The organism is Listeria sp. ILCC792 (assembly GCF_900186135.1).
In the GTDB taxonomy this organism is placed as follows: Bacteria; Bacillota; Bacilli; order Lactobacillales; family Listeriaceae; genus Listeria; species Listeria goaensis.
Map to the genome: position 1 here is coordinate 66,570 of NZ_FYBO01000006.1, position 18,891 is coordinate 85,460.

Sequence of the window (18,891 nt, forward strand, 5' to 3'; positions counted from 1 at the left end):
GATTGATTCGAGTTGAGTCAATCAGAAATAAAAAATAGGGAGGAAAAATGTTAATGGTAGTAAAGGGATTTTTAAAAAGAAGTGGGAAAATTGTTTTAGCGACGGTGTTAATTGGGAGCTCGTTAATTGCTTTTTCGCCTGTTTCAGCGTTTGCTGATGAAGCAGTAGCGAATAGAGTGGCATTGACAGCAATACCGGCTGATGCAACTGAGGTAGCGACATTTGGGGAATTAAGAGCAGCGCTACTAGATGCAAATGTTACAAATATCAAGCTTACAGCAGATATTAAAGTAACTTCAAGCTTTAACTTTTCTTCACAAAAGAATTTGTATGGTGACGGGCATACGATCGACATGAACAACTACCGAATTGGAATTTCCAAAACTAAATTACTGAATCGTGTTGAAGGGATAACGATTACAAATCAAAACATCTATCCGCTATTTTGGTCCGAAAGTTCTGAAGTAACTGTGACGTATAAAGACGTCAACTCTTCAGGGGCGCAATTTATTTATAATGCGCATGGAACAACCATTTTGGAGGGGAAAATTACGGCAAATTCTACGAGGGAAGAAGTATATCAAGGGGATAAACTTCTTGTTAAATCAGGAGCGACTGTTAATTTCACTTCCCAAACGAGTTCTCCAGCATTACGAGTATACGATAGCGTAAATCAAGAGGCAAATTCTGATTTTAAAGTGACTTCAAAAGATATTTCGCTTTACGGACATGACAGCGATACAAAAATCATCGTTGCTGGAAGCATGGTATTAAAATCCACAGATGAACAAGCGATTTATACAGCATGGTCAAATGCCGAAATGACGGTTGTAACAGGTGGTAAATTTCAGGCTACATCAGGGGAATTAACTGAAGAAGGAATTTCACTTACAAATGGAAACTTAACTGTACAGACAGGTGCAGACTTTGTTGTAACCTCTCCGGGTAGGCAAGGGACCGTACAAACAAGTGGTAAATTAGTATTTGAGAATGGTTCTAACTTTCTAATCACAAATACAAATGCTGTAGGGTCTGTTTTTGCCAACTATTCTAGAAGTTCGACAAATATCAACATTAATTCCGATAACGGATTATCAACTTGGGATGTGGGATTAATTAATAGTGCAAAACCGACTCATAATTACTATGATTTTAAAACAGCAACTTTTGATTTGTCTGGATGGGATCGAAGTAATCTTAACCAGAAGAATTTGACTTCGAACAGCTCGGACTTCAAGGCGCAATTTGTCAGTAAGACAACCGCTAAAATTAGTGGTGGTAGTTATGCTTTAACAAATATCGCAGCAACGACTATTGACAGACTGACAACGGATTCTACAAATATATCAGGCACAGCAGAGCCAAATGCAACTATTGAAATTAGAGTAAACGGTGAAGTAATTGGAACAGGAAACTCTGACTCAGAAGGAAAATATAATCTTGTAATTCCTAGACAAGTTATTGGAACTGAAGTTACAGTAGAGGCTGTGGCAAAAGGTAAAACATCTAGTGCTTCAACAAATGTTCAGCAAGGTAGAGTGTTAGCAGAAACAACCATTGATGATGTGACAAATAAATCTACAGTTGTTTCCGGAACAGCAGAGCCAAATGCAACTATTGAAGCAAAAGTAGGCGCGGAAGTAATTGCTACAGGAACAGTTAATGCGGATGGACAATATAGTTTAACTATTCCAGCGCAAAAAGTAGGCGTTGTTGTTACGGTAACCGCTATGGTTGACTGGCTTACATCTTCTGCATCTACAACAGTAACGAAAGAAACAGAAGGGACGATAACCATTACAGATCCTTTCTATATTGGTTATGATGAGGCTATTAAATCCACAGTTAGTGGTGATGTAGCGAAAGTGTATCTTCAAGTTGATGGTACAGACTACAAAGCCATTTCAGCTGAAGGAAGTTTTGAATACTTGGTCGAACATGAAATTACAAGTTTGTCACAAGAAGTATACCTTGTGGCAATAGATGAGTCAGGCAAAGAGTTATCTCGTGCAAAAGTAGAGCTTAAAGATGGCGATTTATTAAGGGGCTCTGTTTCAGCTGATGCATTTATTGTTGGAGTGAGCAATTATGTAGCGGGTACTTACGAAGGTTCAATCGCAAAAGTGGCGCTTGTTGTTAATGGAACGGTTTATCCAGCGGTAGGTGTAGTCGGAGAAGATACTTTCCAATATTATGCAAAAGATAAAATTACAAGTCTCACTGATAATGTGGAGGTACTCGGCTATAATCCAGAAGGGAAATTAATTTACAGGACAGCTGTTTTAATAAACGGTCCCGGTAGCATTCAAGGGACAATCACAGAAGATTCTAGTGATTACATTATGATAACAGATTCCTATATTAGGGGAACTTTCACAGGAGGAGTTAAATATATTTCGCTTGTTGTGAACAATATGGAATATGCAAAAGTGGGAGTAATTGATAGCATAAACTGGCAATACTATGCAAAAGACAAAATTACAAGCCCAAATGATACTGTTGTTATAAGAGCATATAATGCGGCGGGGGCGCTCGTTGATGAGGAAAGAATCAATGTTTTACAAGAACCAAGAAAAGAAACAACGATTACTCCAGATGCTTTTACACTAAAAATTGATAGCTATGTGAAGGGAAAATTTACTGGAGATGTAAAATATGTTGCACTAAAAGTTGGCGACAAAACATATAGTAAAATTGGTGTCATGGATGATTCTAACTGGAGATATTATGCGAAAGATAAGATTCTAAGTACAGATGACCAAGTTACTATTATAGGTTACGGTTTGATGGGGGAAATAATCGTACAAAATGATGTGGAAGTAGAATAAAAATTAGTAAGAGAAGCATAAATTGTACAGGATTTATGCTTCTTTTTATCTGTAATTTGCTTTATATACACATCCGATGTAATTATGGACATTTGTAACGAATTTGTGAACTCAAGAAATTTCGAATAATCAAAAACCGGATTATTCGTAGAGAATTTTACGAAAAAAATAAAAAGGCACAATTTTCCGTGCAAAGCAAGAAAATACGCCGAAAGATCAAGGTTGAAAAAACAATTAGAAGCGGTTTTTAGCAGATGATTTTCAATATAAATATTGCTTTTTAGTAATTAGTAGATAAGAAAACTTGTAACAGAAAATACACAAAAAACAAAGGTTAATCGATAAAAATAGCTTTTTTTCTGATTTTAAACTGATATGATAATTAGTGAATTAAGAATTGCTAAAAGAAGTACTCGATTTTAGGAAAAGTATTAGCTTAGTTTTGAGTATGTTAATTCAGAAAGGATTTGAGTTGTACGATTTTCATTTAGGTAGCTTTGTTAAAGTAAGAACATGTCGATTAAAGCACTTTCACTAATAGATGATAACGTTCAAGTTACTGAAAAAAACGAAAATTCTGAAAAGCGTTCTGGTTAGGAGGGTGAGAAAAATGCTTACTGAGATTAAAGAACTGTACTCCAATGATGCTGTAGAATCAAATTTTAATCAACAAAATTTGATGAAATTGCTCATTCAATCTCCACAAGTGAAACATGAATATCGGAAAATGAAGAAGAACCATGTGATTAATCCAATAAAGAGCAATGAAATTTATTTTTTAACATCAGGGATTATAGTTTCACAACATCAGGATTTCCCCATTAGTTTACAGCAGACAAATGAGTTTATTGGGTTGGATACTATTATTTTGCAAGGGGATTACGTCGATAATTATCGACCAATTATAGATTGTGAGGTAATTGTCTTTCAAAAGTCTGAAGTACTACTGGAATTGTTAAGTCATCAAGAAGGTTGGCTCTTCCTAGCATTAGAAATGCAAAAGCAGAATAATGTTTTAACGAATCGATATCTATTAATGAACGAAAATAGCTTTTCAAGACTTTCAGCTACTTTTTTTGAATTAGCTTCAAAATTTGGTGTTAAGCAAGATGATGCTTATATTCTTCCAAAGTATTTTAGCAAAAAATTCATTTCGGAATACGCAGGTCTAAGTCCCAGTTCTTTAAAGAAAATGGAAAGCCTTTTAAAAGAGGAAGGGATAGTAGACTTTGTAGACAAAATTTACATTGTTTATTTAGAGAGATATGCGAACTCCGAAAAAGCGATTTACAACCCAAAGGTTTTACAAAAGTGGTTGGAAAAAGAACAGTAGAATGCAGTTGCGTAAGCAGTTTTTTTATTTTAGTTATGAGTTTTAAATGTTTTGTGCAAGTGGGCTACTAATCAAATAGTTGCCGCTTGCAAACAATCTATCAAAATTTTTGATGGATTCTACAAGTCACTAGAGTATTTGGATGATGAAGTTTTCATCACTCGTTTTAGGAAATAATTTAGAATTGAAGGAGTTAATTTAAACTATGAAAAAAGTTTTACTAGCAGTTTTATCAGGCACATGTGCGTTATCTTTGGTAGCTTGTAGTGCACCTGCAAAAGATGAAGGTAAGGAAAATAACAAACAAGAGTCAGTGGAAAAGAAAGCTTCTGCAACTTATCCAGTGAAAACAGTAGATAATGTAGAAATGAAAATTGAAAGTATTGAAACAACAGAGAACGGTAAGGGCGATAAAAATATTGTTCAAATCAATATGAACTTTAAAAATGAAAATGCTACGCCGTGGGGTGTTGGTGGTAGCGAATTTATTATAAAAGACGGCGATAAAACTTACACAGTTATTCCTGATGCAAATAATATCGGAACAGATATCGAAGCGAATAAATCTGTTAGTGGTGCAATAAATTTTGAATTGCCAAAAAGTGTGAAATCAGGCGATTTATCCTATAAACCAGTTACTTTTGGCAAAGAAAAGCCTAAAGTACTTGCAACTTGGGAAATTTCCATTCCAGACAACAAATGAGATTAAATCTATGAGGAGATGATCGTTTGAAAATCGCAGTAATTGGTCTTGGCTATATTGGTTTGCCCACCGCGATAATGTTTGCTAATCACGGACAAGAAGTGGTTGGAGTAGATGTTAAAAAAGAAGCTGTAGATATGTTAAATGAAGGGCGTCTTCACCTTGAAGAACCAGGGCTTCAAGAAGAGCTAGATAAGGCATTATTATCCAAGCGTTTTAAGGCTAAGCTGGAACCAGAGGCAGCAGATGTTTTCATCATTTCAGTTCCAACACCGAATATTCCTGATGAATATCTTTCTTGTGATTTAACACATGTGAAAGACGCGGTAAATAATATTCTTCCTTTTCTTGAAAAAGGAAATGTGGTTATTTTAGAATCTACAATTGCCCCGCGTACGACAGAAGATGTAGTAAAGCCGATGCTAGAGGAGGCTGGATTCATTGTTGGTGCAGATGTGTTTTTAGTTCACTGCCCAGAACGCGTTTTACCAGGGAAAATTATTCATGAATTGGTATATAACAATCGTATTATTGGTGGGCTTACACCTGCTTGCATAGAAGCAGGAAAACACGTGTATGGTTTGTTTGTTCAAGGGGAACTTATCGAGGCTACAGCAGGTGCTGCGGAGCTCTCGAAACTCATGGAAAACACGTATCGTGATGTAAATATTGCTCTTGCTAATGAACTTGCAAAAATTGGTGATGCACTTCAAATAGATGCGCTTGAAGTTATTCAAATGGCGAATAAGCACCCGCGTGTTAATCTACATTCACCAGGTCCAGGCGTCGGAGGGCATTGCTTAGCGGTGGATCCATACTTTATTGTAGCGGCAACACCTGAAAACACACCACTTATTCAAAAGGCGCGCGAAATTAATAATCAGATGCCGCACTTTATTTTAGAAAAAGTGAAAGAGTTTATGAACTTAATTGACGGTCGAAAAATAGTCGTATGTGGAGTCACTTATAAAGGTGATGTGGACGATATTCGTGAAAGTCCAGCTATTGAAATTGTTCAATTATTAAAAGATGAAACCGATTTTGAAATGACTATTTTTGATCCACATGTGCATAAGCCGTGGATTGAACCAAACTTTGAGGAAGCTATTTCAGGAGCTGATTTAATGCTTGTTTTAGCCGATCATAGTGAGTTTAGAATGATAGTAGCTGAACAGCTTGACGGAATGAATCAGAAAAATATTTTTGATACGAAAAACATCATTTCAGAGATGGCTGATGCAAGGGTTTATAACATGGGAAGCTTATATAAGATGAAAAGGGATAATAAAAAGTTAGTTTCAATTGTTGAATAAAGACAGGAGGAAACAATGGAAGATACATTAAGCCTAAAGCAGCTATGGGACCTTTTGAAAAAAAATAAGTGGCAAATTTTTATTAGTACTTGCGTATGCACACTTTTGATGACAGGCTACCTTTACTTTTTAGCAATCCCAGTCTATAAGAGCGAAACAGAAATATTAATTAATCAATCAGTTCCGGAGAACTCACTTGTAGAGTCGAAAGACGTTCAGGCAAACTTGCAACTTGTAAATACGTATGCCTCGATTATAACGAGTCCACGTATTTTATCAGAGGTTTCTCAAAAAATGGACGGAAAATATTCGGAAAAAAAATTGGAACAAATGATTACAGTTAACAGCACGGCGGAGTCACAAGTTATTCAAATTAATGTCGAAGGAGAAAATGCAAAAGATAACGTCAAAATTGCAAATGCGACAGTTCAAATTGTCAATAAGGAAATCCCTGAAATAATGAATATTGACAATACTTATATTTTGTCACCTGCCGTTTACGATTCAGACGCTGCTCCTATAAAACCGCATAAGAGTTTATTAATTGCTATTTCAGCAGCTGTTGGAATGATTATTGGTGTCATTATTATGTTTGTCCGCAATCTCTTTGATCGTTCTATTAAAACAACTGAAGATGTAGAGCAAATTTTGGAGCTTTCAGTTTTAACTGTTATCACTGAAATGAAAGAAGAAGATTTACGAGAACGAAGCAATACTAGAAATAGACGCAAGAGGAAAGGATAATGTCTGATGCACAATAATCAAATGAACAGAAGAAAATTGATTGTTGAAACAAATCCTAATTCGCCGATTACGGAACAATTTAAAACTCTTCGTACGGGTATTCATTTTTCATCTGTAGATAAAGAATATAAGTCGATTTTAGTTACTTCTCCGGAGCCTGAAAGTGGAAAATCTACCATATCTGCTAACCTAGCAATTTGTTATGCGAAGCAAGGAAGTAAAACGCTTTTAATTGATGCAGATATGCGGAAACCAACGGGACATAAAACGTTTGGAATTAGATTTAATATTGGCTTATCGGACTTGTTAACGGATAACGAAATCCAGCCAGAGAATGTTTTTCATGAAACTGAAATTGAAAATTTAATGATTTTAACGAGCGGAACGATACCGCCGAACCCAAATGAATTACTAGCTTCTAAAAAAATGGGGCAATTATTAGCAAGTTTTGCTGAGGAATTCGATCAAATTATTATTGATACGCCTCCAATTTTAGCTTCATCAGACGCGTTAGTTTTAACCCCTTATGTAGATGGCGCAATTCTTGTTCTTCGTAGTGACAAAACGCTTAAAGAACATGCGAAATTGGCGGTACAACAGCTTAAAAACACCCAAGTATCAATTATTGGATCGGTCTTAAATTATGTGAAAAGCAACAAGAATAATTATTACTATTATAGTTAATGAAAGGAATCGAGATGGAGTCAATTAAAACAGTGGCAAAGCCCACTACAAAAACAACTATGAGATTTTATCCAATTGCCAAGCGAGTTATAGATTTTCTTGGTGCAAGCTGCGGTCTGTTTCTGTTAACACCACTCTTTATTTTATTATTTATCCTCATTAAACTAAGCGATTTAAGAGCACCTGTTTTTTTTAAGCAAGAACGTATTGGTAAAGATGGTAATCGCTTCATGATGTATAAATTTCGTACGATGATTCCGAATGCCGAAGAAAAATTAGCCGAGTTACTTGAACATAACGAGGTTGAAGGCGCGATGTTTAAAATGAAACATGATCCGCGAATCACTAAATTAGGAAGATTTTTACGTAAAACAAGCATTGATGAATTACCACAATTAGTAAATGTTTTAAAAGGCGACATGTCTTTAGTTGGACCACGTCCGCCGCTTGAACGAGAGGTTGAGGAGTATTCAAAAAGGGATTTAGGACGTTTAGCGATCACGCCAGGTTGTACAGGATTATGGCAGGTCAGTGGACGTAATGATGTTAGCTTTTCTGAAATGGTGAATTTAGATTTGCACTACATTCAACATGTCAGTTTTTCACTAGATATGAAGATTTTGCTGAAAACGGTACGCGTGATTTTTGTGCCGAATAGTGCTTATTAATTCAAGAGGAGAAGCAGAAATTTATGACTCGTATGTTTTTATTAGGAAGCTACGTGGATGCTCTAACAATGCAAGAAACTTTGGATAAAATTGAAGAGATTGTCCACGAAAAAAGACCAGTGCAGCATGTTGTTATTAATGCCAGTAAAATTAATTTAATGGCGGAAAATAGCGAACTTGCAAAAATTATAAATGATTCGCCGCTTATCAATGCAGACGGACAGTCAATTGTCTGGGCGGCAAACTTTTTAGGAAAACATATACCTGAAAGAGTTACGGGTATCGATTTATTTGAAAAATTAGTTGAGAAAAGCGCAGAAAAGGGATACCGAGTTTTTTACTTTGGTGCAACCGAAGAAGTGGTGCAAAACGTTGTGCGGATTCATCAAGAGAAGTTTCCAGCACTACAAATTGCGGGGTGCCGAAATGGTTATTTTGATGATGCTGAGTCGGAACAAATTGCGCTTGATATTCAAAAATCACAAGCAGATATTGTATTTGTTGCTTTTTCAAGTCCAAAAAAAGAATTTTGGATCCGGGAGCATATTGATACGATGAAGGCTCCTTTTGTTATGGGCGTGGGAGGAAGTTTTGACGTTATTTCGGGTTTGACAAAGCGGGCACCGGAGTGGATGCAGAAAACTGGCTTGGAATGGTTTTACCGTTTTGCTCAGGAACCGCGTCGCATGTTTAAGCGTTATTTTGTGGGAAATTTAAGCTTCATGAAGAAAGTGCTGAAAGAAAGGCGGCATAAGTAATGCTTGCAATTGTATTTTCAATACTTAACTGCCTTCCGATGCCTAATCGACTTGCAGCTGGACGCTTATTGCGCAAGCTTAAGAACAAAGTTGCTAAATCGCTATTTGGAAGTTGTGCAGAAAATAGTAACTTACGACCAAATTTAAAATTAAGATATACGAAAAATATTCATATTGGAACGCGTTCATCAATTGGTGATAACTCGCGGATCATTGCTGCGGCACCAGTTTATATTGGTGATGATGTTTTAATGGCACCTGAAGTAGTCATTTTAACGGAAACGCATTGTATTGACGGGACGCAGAAAATTCTAGATAGTGGAACAGAAAAAAAATCTGTTTCTATCGGCAATGATGTTTGGATTGGCACTCGTGTCACGATTTTAGCGGGTGCAGAAATTCCGAATGGTTGTGTTGTAGCCGCTGGGGCAGTGGTTCCGGCGAAGAAATATCCACCATATAGTATTATTGGCGGAGTTCCGGCGAGAGTGATTCGTGAAGAGAGATAAAAAGGGAGTGAGGCACATTGAAAGTGATTCGAAAAATCGATGTGCCTTCTTGTTAGTGTGCAGTTTTCTAAAATTTAAAATAAAAAAGATTACTAAGTTGTTGCAAAAATATTTTGAAAAGGAAATTAGACATGAAAATACTTGTTATCGCCAACATGTTTCCATCTAAAGAATACCCGTCATACGGCATTTTTGTGAAAAATCATGTGCATATACTTGAAAATGCATCAAGTGAAATTGATACGGTTACAATGAATAAAGAGTTAAACAAGTGGAAAAAGCTTTGGAATTATATTGTTTTTTACTTCCGTATTTTCTTTACTTTATTGTTTAAAAAATATGATGTAGTTTACTTGCATTACGCTTCTCATAGTGCGATCCCCATTTTATGTGCGAAAGCTTTAAACCGTAAAATTAATCTTACTGTGAATGTTCATGGTAGTGATGTGTTTCCGGAAACCCGGATTCAAGAACGGTTGCAATCATGGGTGGCAAGGTTATTAAAACAGGCGAATCATGTTGTTGTGCCGTCTGATTATTTCAAACAAGTGGTTATAAAACGATACAAAATTGTATCTAGTGATATTTTGATTTCGCCGTCTGGTGGAGTGAATCGCACGCTTTTTGCACCTCAAAAAATAGATAAGGACGCGGACGTTTGTTGTGTTGGCTACGTGGGACGTATTGATATTGATAAAGGATGGGACGATGCTCTTCGAGGTTTTGCGCAATTTAAGCGCGTATCGAATCGGCCTGTGCGGCTTATTATGGTGGGGAATGGTAAGGAAAACGAGCAAAAAGAAGCGCTTATTCAGGAGCTCGGGCTTCAAGATGATGTGCGTTGCTATACTTTACTGCCGCAAGAGGACTTGGCCGCACTTTATAACGAAATGGATGTTTTTGTATTTCCTAGTCGGAGAAAAGGGGAGAGCTTGGGACTTGTTGGCATCGAAGCGATGGCGTGTGGAGTTCCGGTGATTGGTAGTCGTATTGCGGGAATTCAAGGGTATTTGATTGAGGGAGAAAACGGTTATTTCACGGAGGTTGGTAGTGCTAGTTCGATTGCTGAAAAATTGGTGCAATTTAGTTCAATCAGTGAAGCAGAAAAACAGGTATTGAAGCGCAATGCCTTTCATTCTGCGACAGCATATGATCAACAACTGGTTCAAGAGGAAATGGTGAAATTGTTGCCAATCCTAGCGAATTAACGGTCAGGCGGATGACAAAGGTAATCTTTGCTATCCGCCTGATTTTTTATTTCGTGTAAGTTCATAATTTGCTACAGTTACCTGCTAAAGTGTTTCGTCGTCTTTTTGATACTCTAAAATGTCGCCGGGTTGGCAGTCGAGTGCTTTACATATAGCTTCTAAGGTTGAGAAGCGGACGGCTTTTGCTTTGCCGTTTTTTAGAATGGATAAATTTGCCATTGTAATGCCGACTTTTTCGGATAGTTCTGTAACGGACATTTTTCGTTTGGCGAGCATAACATCTACATTTATAATAATGGCCATAAAATCACCTCATATCGTTAAATCATTTTCAGATTTGATGGAAATCGCGTTTTGTAGTAGCTTCTCAAGAACAGCCGAAAAAATGGCGATAATAAATGCGGCGAAAATGACCACGATTCCGATGAAAATAATTCCGGGCGCATCTGTGATGTTGGCTGCCATGTAGAATAGTGGTAAGGTGAGTAAATATAGGCCACTAATTAGGAAAGCAGAAAACTTGATTTTAGTTAGATTTTTAACTGCAAGGGTTGAAAAAGCCTTGTTTTTATCAATTAAAAGTAGCAGTTTGAATGCTTGAACTACGGCAATGAAAAATGGAATGGCACTCAAATAAATGCTGATGAAAGCCATATAAACAAAAATTTGATTGTTTGGAAAGGTCTGAAGTGCCCCGATAATCAGGCGAGGCAGACCGACAAATGCAAGCGCCAATACTGGAATACAGAGAACAATAATGACGAGCTTTAAAAGTAAAGTTTCTCTTTTCATACTAAATACCTCACTACTTTTAGGATTAGTTTTAGTATAAAATAAAATTTGTTGTTTTTCAACAAAAAATTATTGTTTTATTTTACGTTCGGTTAATAAAATGGATAGGCATAATAAAATTAAAAGGATGACGAAAAACAAGCTACTGCGTATGAAAAATTGGATGGGGACAAAACTTAGTGCAACGTAAAGGAAAAATGTGGCGGTACCGAGTATTAGCCAAAGCTTGCCTAAGTAGCGATGCGCTCGTTTGAAGGCTTCTGGTGATTTTAAACTCGCTTTTGTCCGGTAGCTGAGGGCTTGGTTTTGATTGGTTGGGGTGAAAAAATAAAAATAGGCGCCTAAACCGATGAGTAGCAAGGGGACTACAAAGTCTAACATGTGATCGCTCCGTTCTTAATGAAAATGATTCTCAATTAACCTTTGAATTAAAAGGGATTTTCTAGTACAATAAATATACCAGAAAACACGGGGAGGAAACTATGAAAAAGGCATATTTTGGACTGGTTTTTATCGCGATTTTATTTCTTTCTGCTTGTTCGGGGGCTCCTGAGTCGGCGGAAAAAGAGACTCCTAGCGAGGCGAAAGCGGAAAAAGCAGTTTTAACGATACATGATATGGCGGGGCGGACTGTCACGTTTGATACATTACCGAAGCGAATTATTACGCTCACAAATTCAGATATGAACATTGTTTATGCGCTTGGCGGGAAAGTGGTTGGGCGGCAAACGCAAGATGCGAGTGGTGTGGAACCGGACGAAGCGAAAAACGCTACGGAAGTTGGGAATACACATGATTTAAATTTGGAAAAAATTGCGGCGCTTGCGCCTGATGTGATTGTGGCAAGTTCGGAGCAAAATTTGAAGGATGTACCAGCGCTTGAAGCAATTGGGGCGAAGGTTATTTTGACGGGCGCGAATTCGGTTGATGAAATTAAAACGCAAACGGAAGTGCTGGGGAAATTGCTTTCTGCGGAGGCGAAAGCGAAGGAATTGAATCAGATGCTAACCGAGAAGGAAGAGGCAATTCAAACGGCGCAAGCGGGGAAGAGTGTCCGGGCGCTTATGATTTTAGGGGCACCGGGAAGCAATTATGCGGCTTTGCCGACATCGCTTAGCGGAGATACTTTGCGAATTGCTGGTGGAATTAATGTTGCCGAAAACTTAAAGGGCGTGGAGAATTTTCCACAGTACGCGGCACTTAATATTGAAAAAATTGTTGCAGAAGATCCGGAAGTGATTTTCTTAATGATTCACGGTGGGGATGAAAAAGAAACGGAAGCGGCTTTTCGAAAAGAAATGGAACAAAATGACGCTTGGAATTCGACTACGGCGGTAAAAAACGGCCATGTCATGGTGCTCCCGGCTGATTTGTTTGGAACGAATCCGGGTGTCCGAATTGACGAGGCGCTTGATTATATGACTCAGAAATTAAATCAGGTGGCGAAATGAGTGCGGCGCATGATCCTAGACGAAGACGCCGTTTGATTTCGCTTGCTGTTGTTCTAGTCCTTCTAATTGTGGTTTTCTTTTACGGTTTGACGACTGGTTCGGTGGGTCTTTCGTATTCGCAAGTTTGGCATGTTTTAACGGGTGACGGCGACACGCTTTCCAACCAGCTCGTATGGAATTTACGCTTGCCACGAATGCTAATTGCCTTTTTAGTTGGGGCGGCGCTTGCGATTTCAGGCTGCCTACTTCAAGGCGTTATGCGAAATCCGCTTGCTGATCCAGGCGTTATCGGTGTATCGGCGGGCGGAGGCCTTGTTGCCATCATCTTGACAATCGTTTTCCCTACCTTATCAGGTTTCGTCCCGCTTGGTGCATTTTTAGGCGCATTTGGAACAGCCCTTTTAATCTACATCGTGGCTTGGGATAAAGGGGTTTCACCGCTGCGCGTGATTCTATCGGGTGTGGCGATTAACGCGTTTATTACGGCGATGACCTCTGGCATTATGGTGCTTTACTCGAATCGTGTGCAGAGTGTGATTTCATGGATGACGGGCACAATTTCGGGGAAAAGTTGGTATCACTTGGAGATGATATTTCCCTACATGGTGGTCGGATTTATCCTTAGCATTTTTGCCATCCGCTCGTCCAATGTGCTCATGCTCGGCGACGACGCGGCGAAATTGTTAGGCTATGCGGTTGAAAAGCATCGTTTCTTCATTATCATGTTGGCGGCATTTTTGAGCGGCGTGGCAGTCAGTGTGGCGGGCCTAATTGGCTTTGTCGGCCTAGTTGTCCCACACATTTTTAGATTGATTATTGGGAATGATTATAAATATTTACTGCCGATGTCGGCGCTAGGCGGTGCCGTTTTGGTGGGCTTTGCGGATACGGCGGCGCGAAGCTGGTTTGGCTCGATTGAGCTCCCAGTGGGGATTTTACTTGCGATGATTGGCGCGCCGTTCTTCCTCATTCTATTACAGAGAGGGCGTGTCACTTCATGAAAATAGACATTGAAAACCTTTCTTTTTCGAGAAAAAAGGATTTTGCGATTCGCGATTTGTCGCTGCAAATTGAAGAAGGAAAAATAACGACGCTTGTTGGACCGAATGGGTCGGGAAAATCGACTATCCTTCGACTAATGATGCGCCTTCTCGAACCTAAAAGCGGCTGTGTTATGCTTGATGGAACTGATTTGGCGGCGATTAGCGCGAAAAAATTGGCGAAGGAAATGACGATGCTTTCGCAGGCACCAGACGGCCTTTTAGATGTGGTGGTGCACGATTTAATTGCCTACGGGCGGATGCCGCATAAAGCATGGCTGAGTACTGGGCTTACTACGGAAGATGAAACGGTAATTCGTTGGGCGCTTCAGGTATGCAATTTGGAGCACCTCGCTTATCGGCCGCTTCACACGTTGTCAGGCGGCGAGCGGCAGCGAGCGTGGCTTGGTATGGCTTTGGCGCAAAAGACGCCAATTTTATTGTTAGATGAGCCGACGACATATCTTGATATCGCGCATCAATTGGAACTTTTAGATTTGCTTACGAAATTAAATCGCGAGTACGGAATGACGATAGTGCTTGTTTTGCATGATTTGAATCAAGCTGCACTTTATAGTGATCAAATTTTTGCTTGTACAGATGGTGCGATTGCTAAAACTGGTACGCCTCATGAGGTGTTTACGACGGCACTTTTGGAAGAAATTTTTCACATAAAAGCAGATGTTTCAGAAGTTGGTGATAAACTATCGATTCGGCCGGTTTCGTCTACGCGTTTCTCATCATAATTTTAGATTAGAATTTCGTGAAAAAGCTTCCTATCTGTTAAAAACTTGATATAATGAAGAGAGAAATTTTATGTTATAATATATAAATTGGGTTTTACGGGAGTGTTTGGGGGCAAAGTAAGGGATTGTTTTGTTAACCAACCAGTTAGGAGCGTAAAGAATGAACCAGCAAAATAAAATGGCAGGGCGAATTGACTACGGTATTATTTTAACTTTAATGTTGCTCTGCTTAATTAGTTTAATATCGATTTATAGTGCGCAGATTACGAATGAGCAGTATGATACGAACTTTGTGATGAAGCAAATCGTTTGGTACGCGGTGACAACATTTGCGATTGTTGTGATGATGCAACTTGATTATGATAGGCTGACAAAATGGGCGTATTATTATTATGCGCTTGGTATTTTCCTGCTTGTGTTTGTGCTTGTTTTTGGTAAAGAAGTAAAAGGTGCGAAAAGTTGGATTATCATTCCATTTTTGGGAAGCTTACAGCCGTCGGAAGTTGTTAAAGTTATTATTATTATCGTTTTAGCGAAGGTTATTATGGATCATAACAACAAGTTTAAGGTACATACGATTAAGTATGATTTTTGGTTGATTGTGAAGATAGGACTTTTTGCAGCGGTCCCGCTAGTGCTTATTATGATGCAACCGGATTTAGGGACGACACTTGTTTTTATTGCGATTATTGCAGGAATGATTCTCGTTTCGGGGATTAGTTGGAAGATTATCGTACCACTGTATGGTGGGATTATCGCGCTTGGAACAGCTGCGATTTGGATGGTTATTTATCATCAAAATTGGCTCGTTAAGATTGGCTTTAAGCCATACCAATTTGATCGTATTACAACATGGATTAATCCAGAAACTGATCCGCAAGGTGGCGGTTATCAAGTGCTGCGTGCGATGACGGCCATTGGTTCTGGGCAGATTACCGGGAACGGCGCGGGATATGATGCGATTGCGATTCCAGAAAACCATAATGATTTTATTTTTACGATTATCGGTGGTGACTATGGTTTTGTAGGCGCCAGCATTTTACTTGCGCTATATTTCCTGCTCATTTATCAAATTATTCGGGTGGCACTTGATATTAATGTTCCTTACTATTCTTATATTTGTACGGGTGTTGTCATGATGATTATGTTCCACGTTCTTGAAAATGTTGGAATGAATATCGGTTTACTGCCTATTACAGGGATTCCGTTACCATTTATAAGTTACGGAGGAAGTGCACTACTCGGAAATATGATGGCGATAGGCCTCATTTTATCCATTCGTTTTAACTATCAAAAATCGATGTTTGAAATCGAAAGTAAGATGGTAAATTAAGCTGAATCATTTAGATTCAGCTTTTTTCTTAAATATAATAGTAAAAAGGAGCGGTTTTGATGGGGGAATTAGATGGGAGATGTCTTTGTGGGGCTGTGAATGTGTCAGTGAATTCTAAGGATCATGACATTCATGCGTGTCATTGCGAAATGTGTCGGAAATGGACAGCTGGACCGTTTTTGAGCATTAGTGGTGGTTTGGACGTGATTTTTTCGGGGGAGGAAAATATGACGCGCTTTTCTTCGTCGGAACTTGGTGAACGTGGGTTTTGCAAGACGTGCGGTTCGACTTTGTTTTGGCATAATGTGAAATCAGGCGAGTATTTTATGAACTCGGAACTTTTTGTTTTGGAGGACTTTAGGCTTGTAAGTGAGATTTATATTGACTGTAAGCCGGATTATTATAGCTTTAGCGAGGACACGAAAAAGTGGACGGAAGAAGAGGTACTAAAAAGTTAAGGGGATTTCTCTGTATGCGCTTTCTTTTTTGCGCTGCTTTTAGCCAAAAGTTGTGTTGGACTTGCTTTTTTATTTGTGCTTTTGGGGAAAATGGACTATGATAGAAGTAGATTTAGGTGGGAAGGGAGTAGCGATTGTGATAGATTTTTATTGGTACCCGAAGTGTTCGACATGCAGAAAAGCAAAGGCTTGGATTGAGGAAAACAAGGTGGAGGTTAACCAAATTGATTTAATCGAAAATCCGCCGACAGCGAATGAATTAAAAGCACTGTTTGAAAAAAGTGGTTTGCCGCTTCGCCGTTTCTTTAATACAAGTGGAATCAAATACCGTGAACTCGGTTTGAAAGATAAGTTAGATGAGATGTCTGAAGAGGAAGCGTTCAAATTGCTTGCTTCTGATGGAAAATTAATTAAGCGTCCGCTTACGACGGACGGGAATAAGGTAACACTCGGCTTTAAAGAAGAAGAATTTGAAGCTGCTTGGAAATAAAATTGCGCTGTTTTATTAAAAGGAGGAGTTTTTAAAATGAGTTTACCAAAAGATTTATTGTATACGGAAGAACATGAATGGGTGAAACAAGACGGTGATACGTATATCATTGGCATTACAGACTTTGCGCAAGACCAATTGGGCGATATTGTTTTTGTTGAATTGCCAGAAGTTGGCGATAAAATAGAGCAAGGTGACTCTATTGGAAGTGTTGAGTCTGTTAAAACGGTTTCTGATTTTTATGCACCGGTAACGGGGGAAGTTGTAGAGGTTAACGAAGGCTTAGAAGATGAACCAGAACTTTTAAACAGTGATACATATGAAAAAGGTTGGATTTTGAAAGTGAAAAATGTATCTGCTGAACAAATTGATGCGCTATTATCAAGCGAAGATTATGAAAAAGTGATTGAGGATTAAATTTTCGAGCCAACCTTGTATGAGGTTGGCTTTTTAGGAGGTAAATATGATTCAGTTTGATAAGAACGACTTGGCGCGCTTTTTGGAGGAAAAGAAAAGTGGCTTTTTTTATTTTTATACGCCTTTATGTGGTTCTTGCGGGCTTGCTGGGCAGATGATTGAGCTTGCGGAAAAAAGTGCGGGTATCGAAACGTATGCGTTAGATTTAAATCTTTCGAAAGAATATGCGCCATGCTTTGAAATTGAAGCGGTACCGGTTTTAGTGCGGATTGAACGTGGTGAATTTGTGGATAAAACGTATACTTTGCATAGTGTTGTCCCAGTTTTTAACTTTTTAGAAAGTTTCCTAGAGTAAAAAAAGTTTCATCTCTGATATAGAACTGGTTAACACTAAAAAGGTTGCTGTAGACCCATTTAACTTCGATATGATACACTTATTCAGGTGTTTGATAAGTGAGTGTTTGGGGGCAGATAAGATGAGTCACAATAATTTAACAATTTTATCCGTTATAAGTAATTTTATTATTGTTGTTTTAAAATTAATCGTTGGTTTTTTGACGGGATCGGTGGCTGTTATTTCGGAGGCGGTCCATTCATCGATGGATCTTTTTGCTTCTGTCATTACATTTTTCTCAATTCGGATTGCGGGGAGACCTGCTGATGATGACCATCCGTATGGGCACGGCAAAGCGGAAAATATTGCGGGTACAATTGAAACGCTGCTAATTTTTGTTGCGGGGATTTGGATTATTATAGAATCGATTAATAAATTTACGAATCCGCATGAAATTCGTCTTCCTGCGCTCGGAATTGCTGTAATGCTTTTCGGTGCAGCGGTAAATATGATTATTTCTCGGGTGATTAAACGCGCGGCTGATAAGGCGAATTCTGTAGCAATGAAATCAAACGCGCTACATCTTTATACGGACGTTTTTACATCGCTTGGTATTGCAGGAAGTCTGCTACTCGTTTATTTGACTGGCTGGACTTGGCTCGATCCAACGATTGCGATTATAACCGCAATTTACATTATGTATGAGGCTTGGAAGTTGCTCAAAGAATCGTTTCCACCACTTATGGATCAACGTTTGAATAAAAAAGAGGAAGAAGAAATCAAACGTATTATTTTAGCTCACAAAGAGGATTTTATTGAGTTTCATGATTTTCGTTCACGAAGAGCGGGTGCGGAGGAGTACATTGATTTTCATCTTGTTGTGTCGAGTGAGATGACGGTGACGGAGGCTCATGCGCTTTGTGACAAGATTGAACGGGAAATTGGTGAGTTTTATTCGAAGGCACAGGTGTTGATTCATTTGGAACCGGAGGAAGAGCGACAAATGTTTAATATTTATTAAAGAAATCTCAACTGATTTCTTTTTTTTTCGTTGTGATGGTACAATGAGGGTAATAAAAATG

Annotated in this window: 22 protein-coding genes; 19 read left to right on the top strand and 3 right to left on the bottom strand. The window is 38.6% G+C overall.

Annotated features, from left to right (window positions below; genetic code table 11):
* Nucleotides 1–47: 47 nt before the first annotated feature.
* The 10 genes from CFS60_RS08075 to CFS60_RS08120 all read left to right on the top strand — a co-directional run bounded on the left by CFS60_RS08075 (nt 48) and on the right by CFS60_RS08120 (nt 10,748).
* Nucleotides 48–2,828: an immunoglobulin-like domain-containing protein gene (locus CFS60_RS08075; RefSeq protein WP_159458301.1), complete on the top strand. Its 2,781-nt coding sequence runs from the start codon at nt 48–50 to the stop codon at nt 2,826–2,828.
* Nucleotides 2,829–3,438: 610 nt separating this feature from the next.
* Nucleotides 3,439–4,161 (top strand): Crp/Fnr family transcriptional regulator, encoded by a 723-nt coding sequence (locus CFS60_RS08080; protein WP_179946385.1) that lies wholly within the window; start codon nt 3,439–3,441, stop codon nt 4,159–4,161.
* 205 nt (nt 4,162–4,366) lie between these two features.
* On the top strand, nt 4,367–4,864 hold the full coding sequence (locus CFS60_RS08085; RefSeq protein ID WP_088815624.1) for a DUF4352 domain-containing protein: 498 nt from the start codon (nt 4,367–4,369) through the stop codon (nt 4,862–4,864).
* 26 nt (nt 4,865–4,890) lie between these two features.
* A complete protein-coding gene (locus CFS60_RS08090) occupies nt 4,891–6,177 on the top strand; it encodes a nucleotide sugar dehydrogenase (RefSeq protein WP_088815623.1) in 1,287 nt (428 codons plus the stop codon).
* A gap of 15 nt (nt 6,178–6,192) precedes the next feature.
* Nucleotides 6,193–6,921, top strand: a complete 729-nt coding sequence (locus tag CFS60_RS08095; RefSeq protein WP_088810288.1) for a YveK family protein — start codon at nt 6,193–6,195, stop codon at nt 6,919–6,921.
* A gap of 6 nt (nt 6,922–6,927) precedes the next feature.
* Entirely contained in the window at nt 6,928–7,605 is a 678-nt protein-coding gene (locus CFS60_RS08100; RefSeq protein ID WP_088810290.1) for a CpsD/CapB family tyrosine-protein kinase, read from the top strand.
* 14 nt (nt 7,606–7,619) lie between these two features.
* Nucleotides 7,620–8,273, top strand: a complete 654-nt coding sequence (locus CFS60_RS08105) for a sugar transferase (RefSeq protein WP_088810292.1) — start codon at nt 7,620–7,622, stop codon at nt 8,271–8,273.
* A 23-nt stretch (nt 8,274–8,296) separates the two neighbouring features.
* Complete coding sequence (locus CFS60_RS08110; RefSeq protein WP_088810294.1) at nt 8,297–9,031, top strand: WecB/TagA/CpsF family glycosyltransferase; 735 nt, start codon at nt 8,297–8,299, stop codon at nt 9,029–9,031.
* Nucleotides 9,031–9,540 carry a DapH/DapD/GlmU-related protein gene (locus tag CFS60_RS08115; RefSeq protein ID WP_088815621.1) on the top strand — a complete coding sequence of 170 codons (510 nt, stop codon included), beginning with the start codon at nt 9,031–9,033 and terminating at the stop codon, nt 9,538–9,540. The genes CFS60_RS08110 and CFS60_RS08115 overlap by 1 nt, the downstream gene beginning before the upstream one ends.
* A 131-nt stretch (nt 9,541–9,671) precedes the next feature.
* Nucleotides 9,672–10,748, top strand: a complete 1,077-nt coding sequence (locus CFS60_RS08120; protein WP_088810297.1) for a glycosyltransferase — start codon at nt 9,672–9,674, stop codon at nt 10,746–10,748.
* Nucleotides 10,749–10,832: 84 nt separating this feature from the next.
* On the opposite strand, the gene CFS60_RS08125 is transcribed toward CFS60_RS08120, so the two are convergent.
* The 3 genes from CFS60_RS08125 to CFS60_RS08135 all read right to left on the bottom strand — a co-directional run bounded on the left by CFS60_RS08125 (nt 10,833) and on the right by CFS60_RS08135 (nt 11,921).
* Nucleotides 10,833–11,051: a helix-turn-helix transcriptional regulator gene (locus CFS60_RS08125; protein ID WP_088810299.1), complete on the bottom strand. Its 219-nt coding sequence runs from the start codon at nt 11,049–11,051 to the stop codon at nt 10,833–10,835.
* A 9-nt stretch (nt 11,052–11,060) separates the two neighbouring features.
* Nucleotides 11,061–11,540 (bottom strand): DUF2975 domain-containing protein, encoded by a 480-nt coding sequence (locus tag CFS60_RS08130; protein WP_088810301.1) that lies wholly within the window; start codon nt 11,538–11,540, stop codon nt 11,061–11,063.
* Nucleotides 11,541–11,609: 69 nt separating this feature from the next.
* Nucleotides 11,610–11,921: an SdpI family protein gene (locus tag CFS60_RS08135; protein ID WP_088810303.1), complete on the bottom strand. Its 312-nt coding sequence runs from the start codon at nt 11,919–11,921 to the stop codon at nt 11,610–11,612.
* A gap of 101 nt (nt 11,922–12,022) precedes the next feature.
* Here CFS60_RS08135 and CFS60_RS08140 point away from each other — a divergent pair, with 101 nt between their 5' ends.
* From CFS60_RS08140 to CFS60_RS08180, 9 genes are all read left to right on the top strand, one after another.
* Nucleotides 12,023–12,991, top strand: coding sequence for an ABC transporter substrate-binding protein (locus CFS60_RS08140; RefSeq protein WP_088839068.1), 969 nt, complete (start codon nt 12,023–12,025; stop codon nt 12,989–12,991).
* The gene (locus CFS60_RS08145) at nt 12,988–13,992 is read left to right on the top strand and encodes an iron ABC transporter permease (RefSeq protein WP_088825361.1); all 1,005 of its coding nucleotides are present in this window, start codon (nt 12,988–12,990) and stop codon (nt 13,990–13,992) included. The genes CFS60_RS08140 and CFS60_RS08145 overlap by 4 nt, the downstream gene beginning before the upstream one ends.
* On the top strand, nt 13,989–14,777 hold the full coding sequence (locus CFS60_RS08150; protein ID WP_088825362.1) for an ABC transporter ATP-binding protein: 789 nt from the start codon (nt 13,989–13,991) through the stop codon (nt 14,775–14,777). Before CFS60_RS08145 ends, CFS60_RS08150 begins: the two co-directional genes overlap by 4 nt.
* A 160-nt stretch (nt 14,778–14,937) precedes the next feature.
* Complete coding sequence (gene rodA, locus CFS60_RS08155; protein ID WP_088810310.1) at nt 14,938–16,110, top strand: rod shape-determining protein RodA; 1,173 nt, start codon at nt 14,938–14,940, stop codon at nt 16,108–16,110.
* A 59-nt stretch (nt 16,111–16,169) separates the two neighbouring features.
* Nucleotides 16,170–16,568: a GFA family protein gene (locus CFS60_RS08160; protein WP_088839069.1), complete on the top strand. Its 399-nt coding sequence runs from the start codon at nt 16,170–16,172 to the stop codon at nt 16,566–16,568.
* Nucleotides 16,569–16,704: 136 nt separating this feature from the next.
* On the top strand, nt 16,705–17,058 hold the full coding sequence (locus tag CFS60_RS08165; RefSeq protein WP_088810388.1) for an arsenate reductase family protein: 354 nt from the start codon (nt 16,705–16,707) through the stop codon (nt 17,056–17,058).
* Nucleotides 17,059–17,094: 36 nt separating this feature from the next.
* Complete coding sequence (gcvH, locus tag CFS60_RS08170; protein ID WP_088839070.1) at nt 17,095–17,475, top strand: glycine cleavage system protein GcvH; 381 nt, start codon at nt 17,095–17,097, stop codon at nt 17,473–17,475.
* 46 nt (nt 17,476–17,521) lie between these two features.
* Nucleotides 17,522–17,830: a thioredoxin family protein gene (locus CFS60_RS08175; RefSeq protein WP_088825364.1), complete on the top strand. Its 309-nt coding sequence runs from the start codon at nt 17,522–17,524 to the stop codon at nt 17,828–17,830.
* 121 nt (nt 17,831–17,951) lie between these two features.
* Nucleotides 17,952–18,830 (top strand): cation diffusion facilitator family transporter, encoded by an 879-nt coding sequence (locus CFS60_RS08180; protein WP_088839071.1) that lies wholly within the window; start codon nt 17,952–17,954, stop codon nt 18,828–18,830.
* Nucleotides 18,831–18,891 lie beyond the last annotated feature (61 nt).

Coding starts and splice junctions, on each gene's coding strand:
- CFS60_RS08075 (WP_159458301.1), top strand. CDS start 48: ATGTTAATGGTAGTAAAGGGATTTTTAAAAAGAAGTGGGAAAATTGTT.
- CFS60_RS08080 (WP_179946385.1), top strand. CDS start 3,439: ATGCTTACTGAGATTAAAGAACTGTACTCCAATGATGCTGTAGAATCA.
- CFS60_RS08085 (WP_088815624.1), top strand. CDS start 4,367: ATGAAAAAAGTTTTACTAGCAGTTTTATCAGGCACATGTGCGTTATCT.
- CFS60_RS08095 (WP_088810288.1), top strand. CDS start 6,193: ATGGAAGATACATTAAGCCTAAAGCAGCTATGGGACCTTTTGAAAAAA.
- CFS60_RS08100 (WP_088810290.1), top strand. CDS start 6,928: ATGCACAATAATCAAATGAACAGAAGAAAATTGATTGTTGAAACAAAT.
- CFS60_RS08105 (WP_088810292.1), top strand. CDS start 7,620: ATGGAGTCAATTAAAACAGTGGCAAAGCCCACTACAAAAACAACTATG.
- CFS60_RS08110 (WP_088810294.1), top strand. CDS start 8,297: ATGACTCGTATGTTTTTATTAGGAAGCTACGTGGATGCTCTAACAATG.
- CFS60_RS08115 (WP_088815621.1), top strand. CDS start 9,031: ATGCTTGCAATTGTATTTTCAATACTTAACTGCCTTCCGATGCCTAAT.
- CFS60_RS08120 (WP_088810297.1), top strand. CDS start 9,672: ATGAAAATACTTGTTATCGCCAACATGTTTCCATCTAAAGAATACCCG.
- CFS60_RS08125 (WP_088810299.1), bottom strand. CDS start 11,051: ATGGCCATTATTATAAATGTAGATGTTATGCTCGCCAAACGAAAAATG.
- CFS60_RS08130 (WP_088810301.1), bottom strand. CDS start 11,540: ATGAAAAGAGAAACTTTACTTTTAAAGCTCGTCATTATTGTTCTCTGT.
- CFS60_RS08135 (WP_088810303.1), bottom strand. CDS start 11,921: ATGTTAGACTTTGTAGTCCCCTTGCTACTCATCGGTTTAGGCGCCTAT.
- CFS60_RS08140 (WP_088839068.1), top strand. CDS start 12,023: ATGAAAAAGGCATATTTTGGACTGGTTTTTATCGCGATTTTATTTCTT.
- CFS60_RS08145 (WP_088825361.1), top strand. CDS start 12,988: ATGAGTGCGGCGCATGATCCTAGACGAAGACGCCGTTTGATTTCGCTT.
- CFS60_RS08150 (WP_088825362.1), top strand. CDS start 13,989: ATGAAAATAGACATTGAAAACCTTTCTTTTTCGAGAAAAAAGGATTTT.
- rodA (WP_088810310.1), top strand. CDS start 14,938: ATGAACCAGCAAAATAAAATGGCAGGGCGAATTGACTACGGTATTATT.
- CFS60_RS08160 (WP_088839069.1), top strand. CDS start 16,170: ATGGGGGAATTAGATGGGAGATGTCTTTGTGGGGCTGTGAATGTGTCA.
- gcvH (WP_088839070.1), top strand. CDS start 17,095: ATGAGTTTACCAAAAGATTTATTGTATACGGAAGAACATGAATGGGTG.
- CFS60_RS08175 (WP_088825364.1), top strand. CDS start 17,522: ATGATTCAGTTTGATAAGAACGACTTGGCGCGCTTTTTGGAGGAAAAG.
- CFS60_RS08180 (WP_088839071.1), top strand. CDS start 17,952: ATGAGTCACAATAATTTAACAATTTTATCCGTTATAAGTAATTTTATT.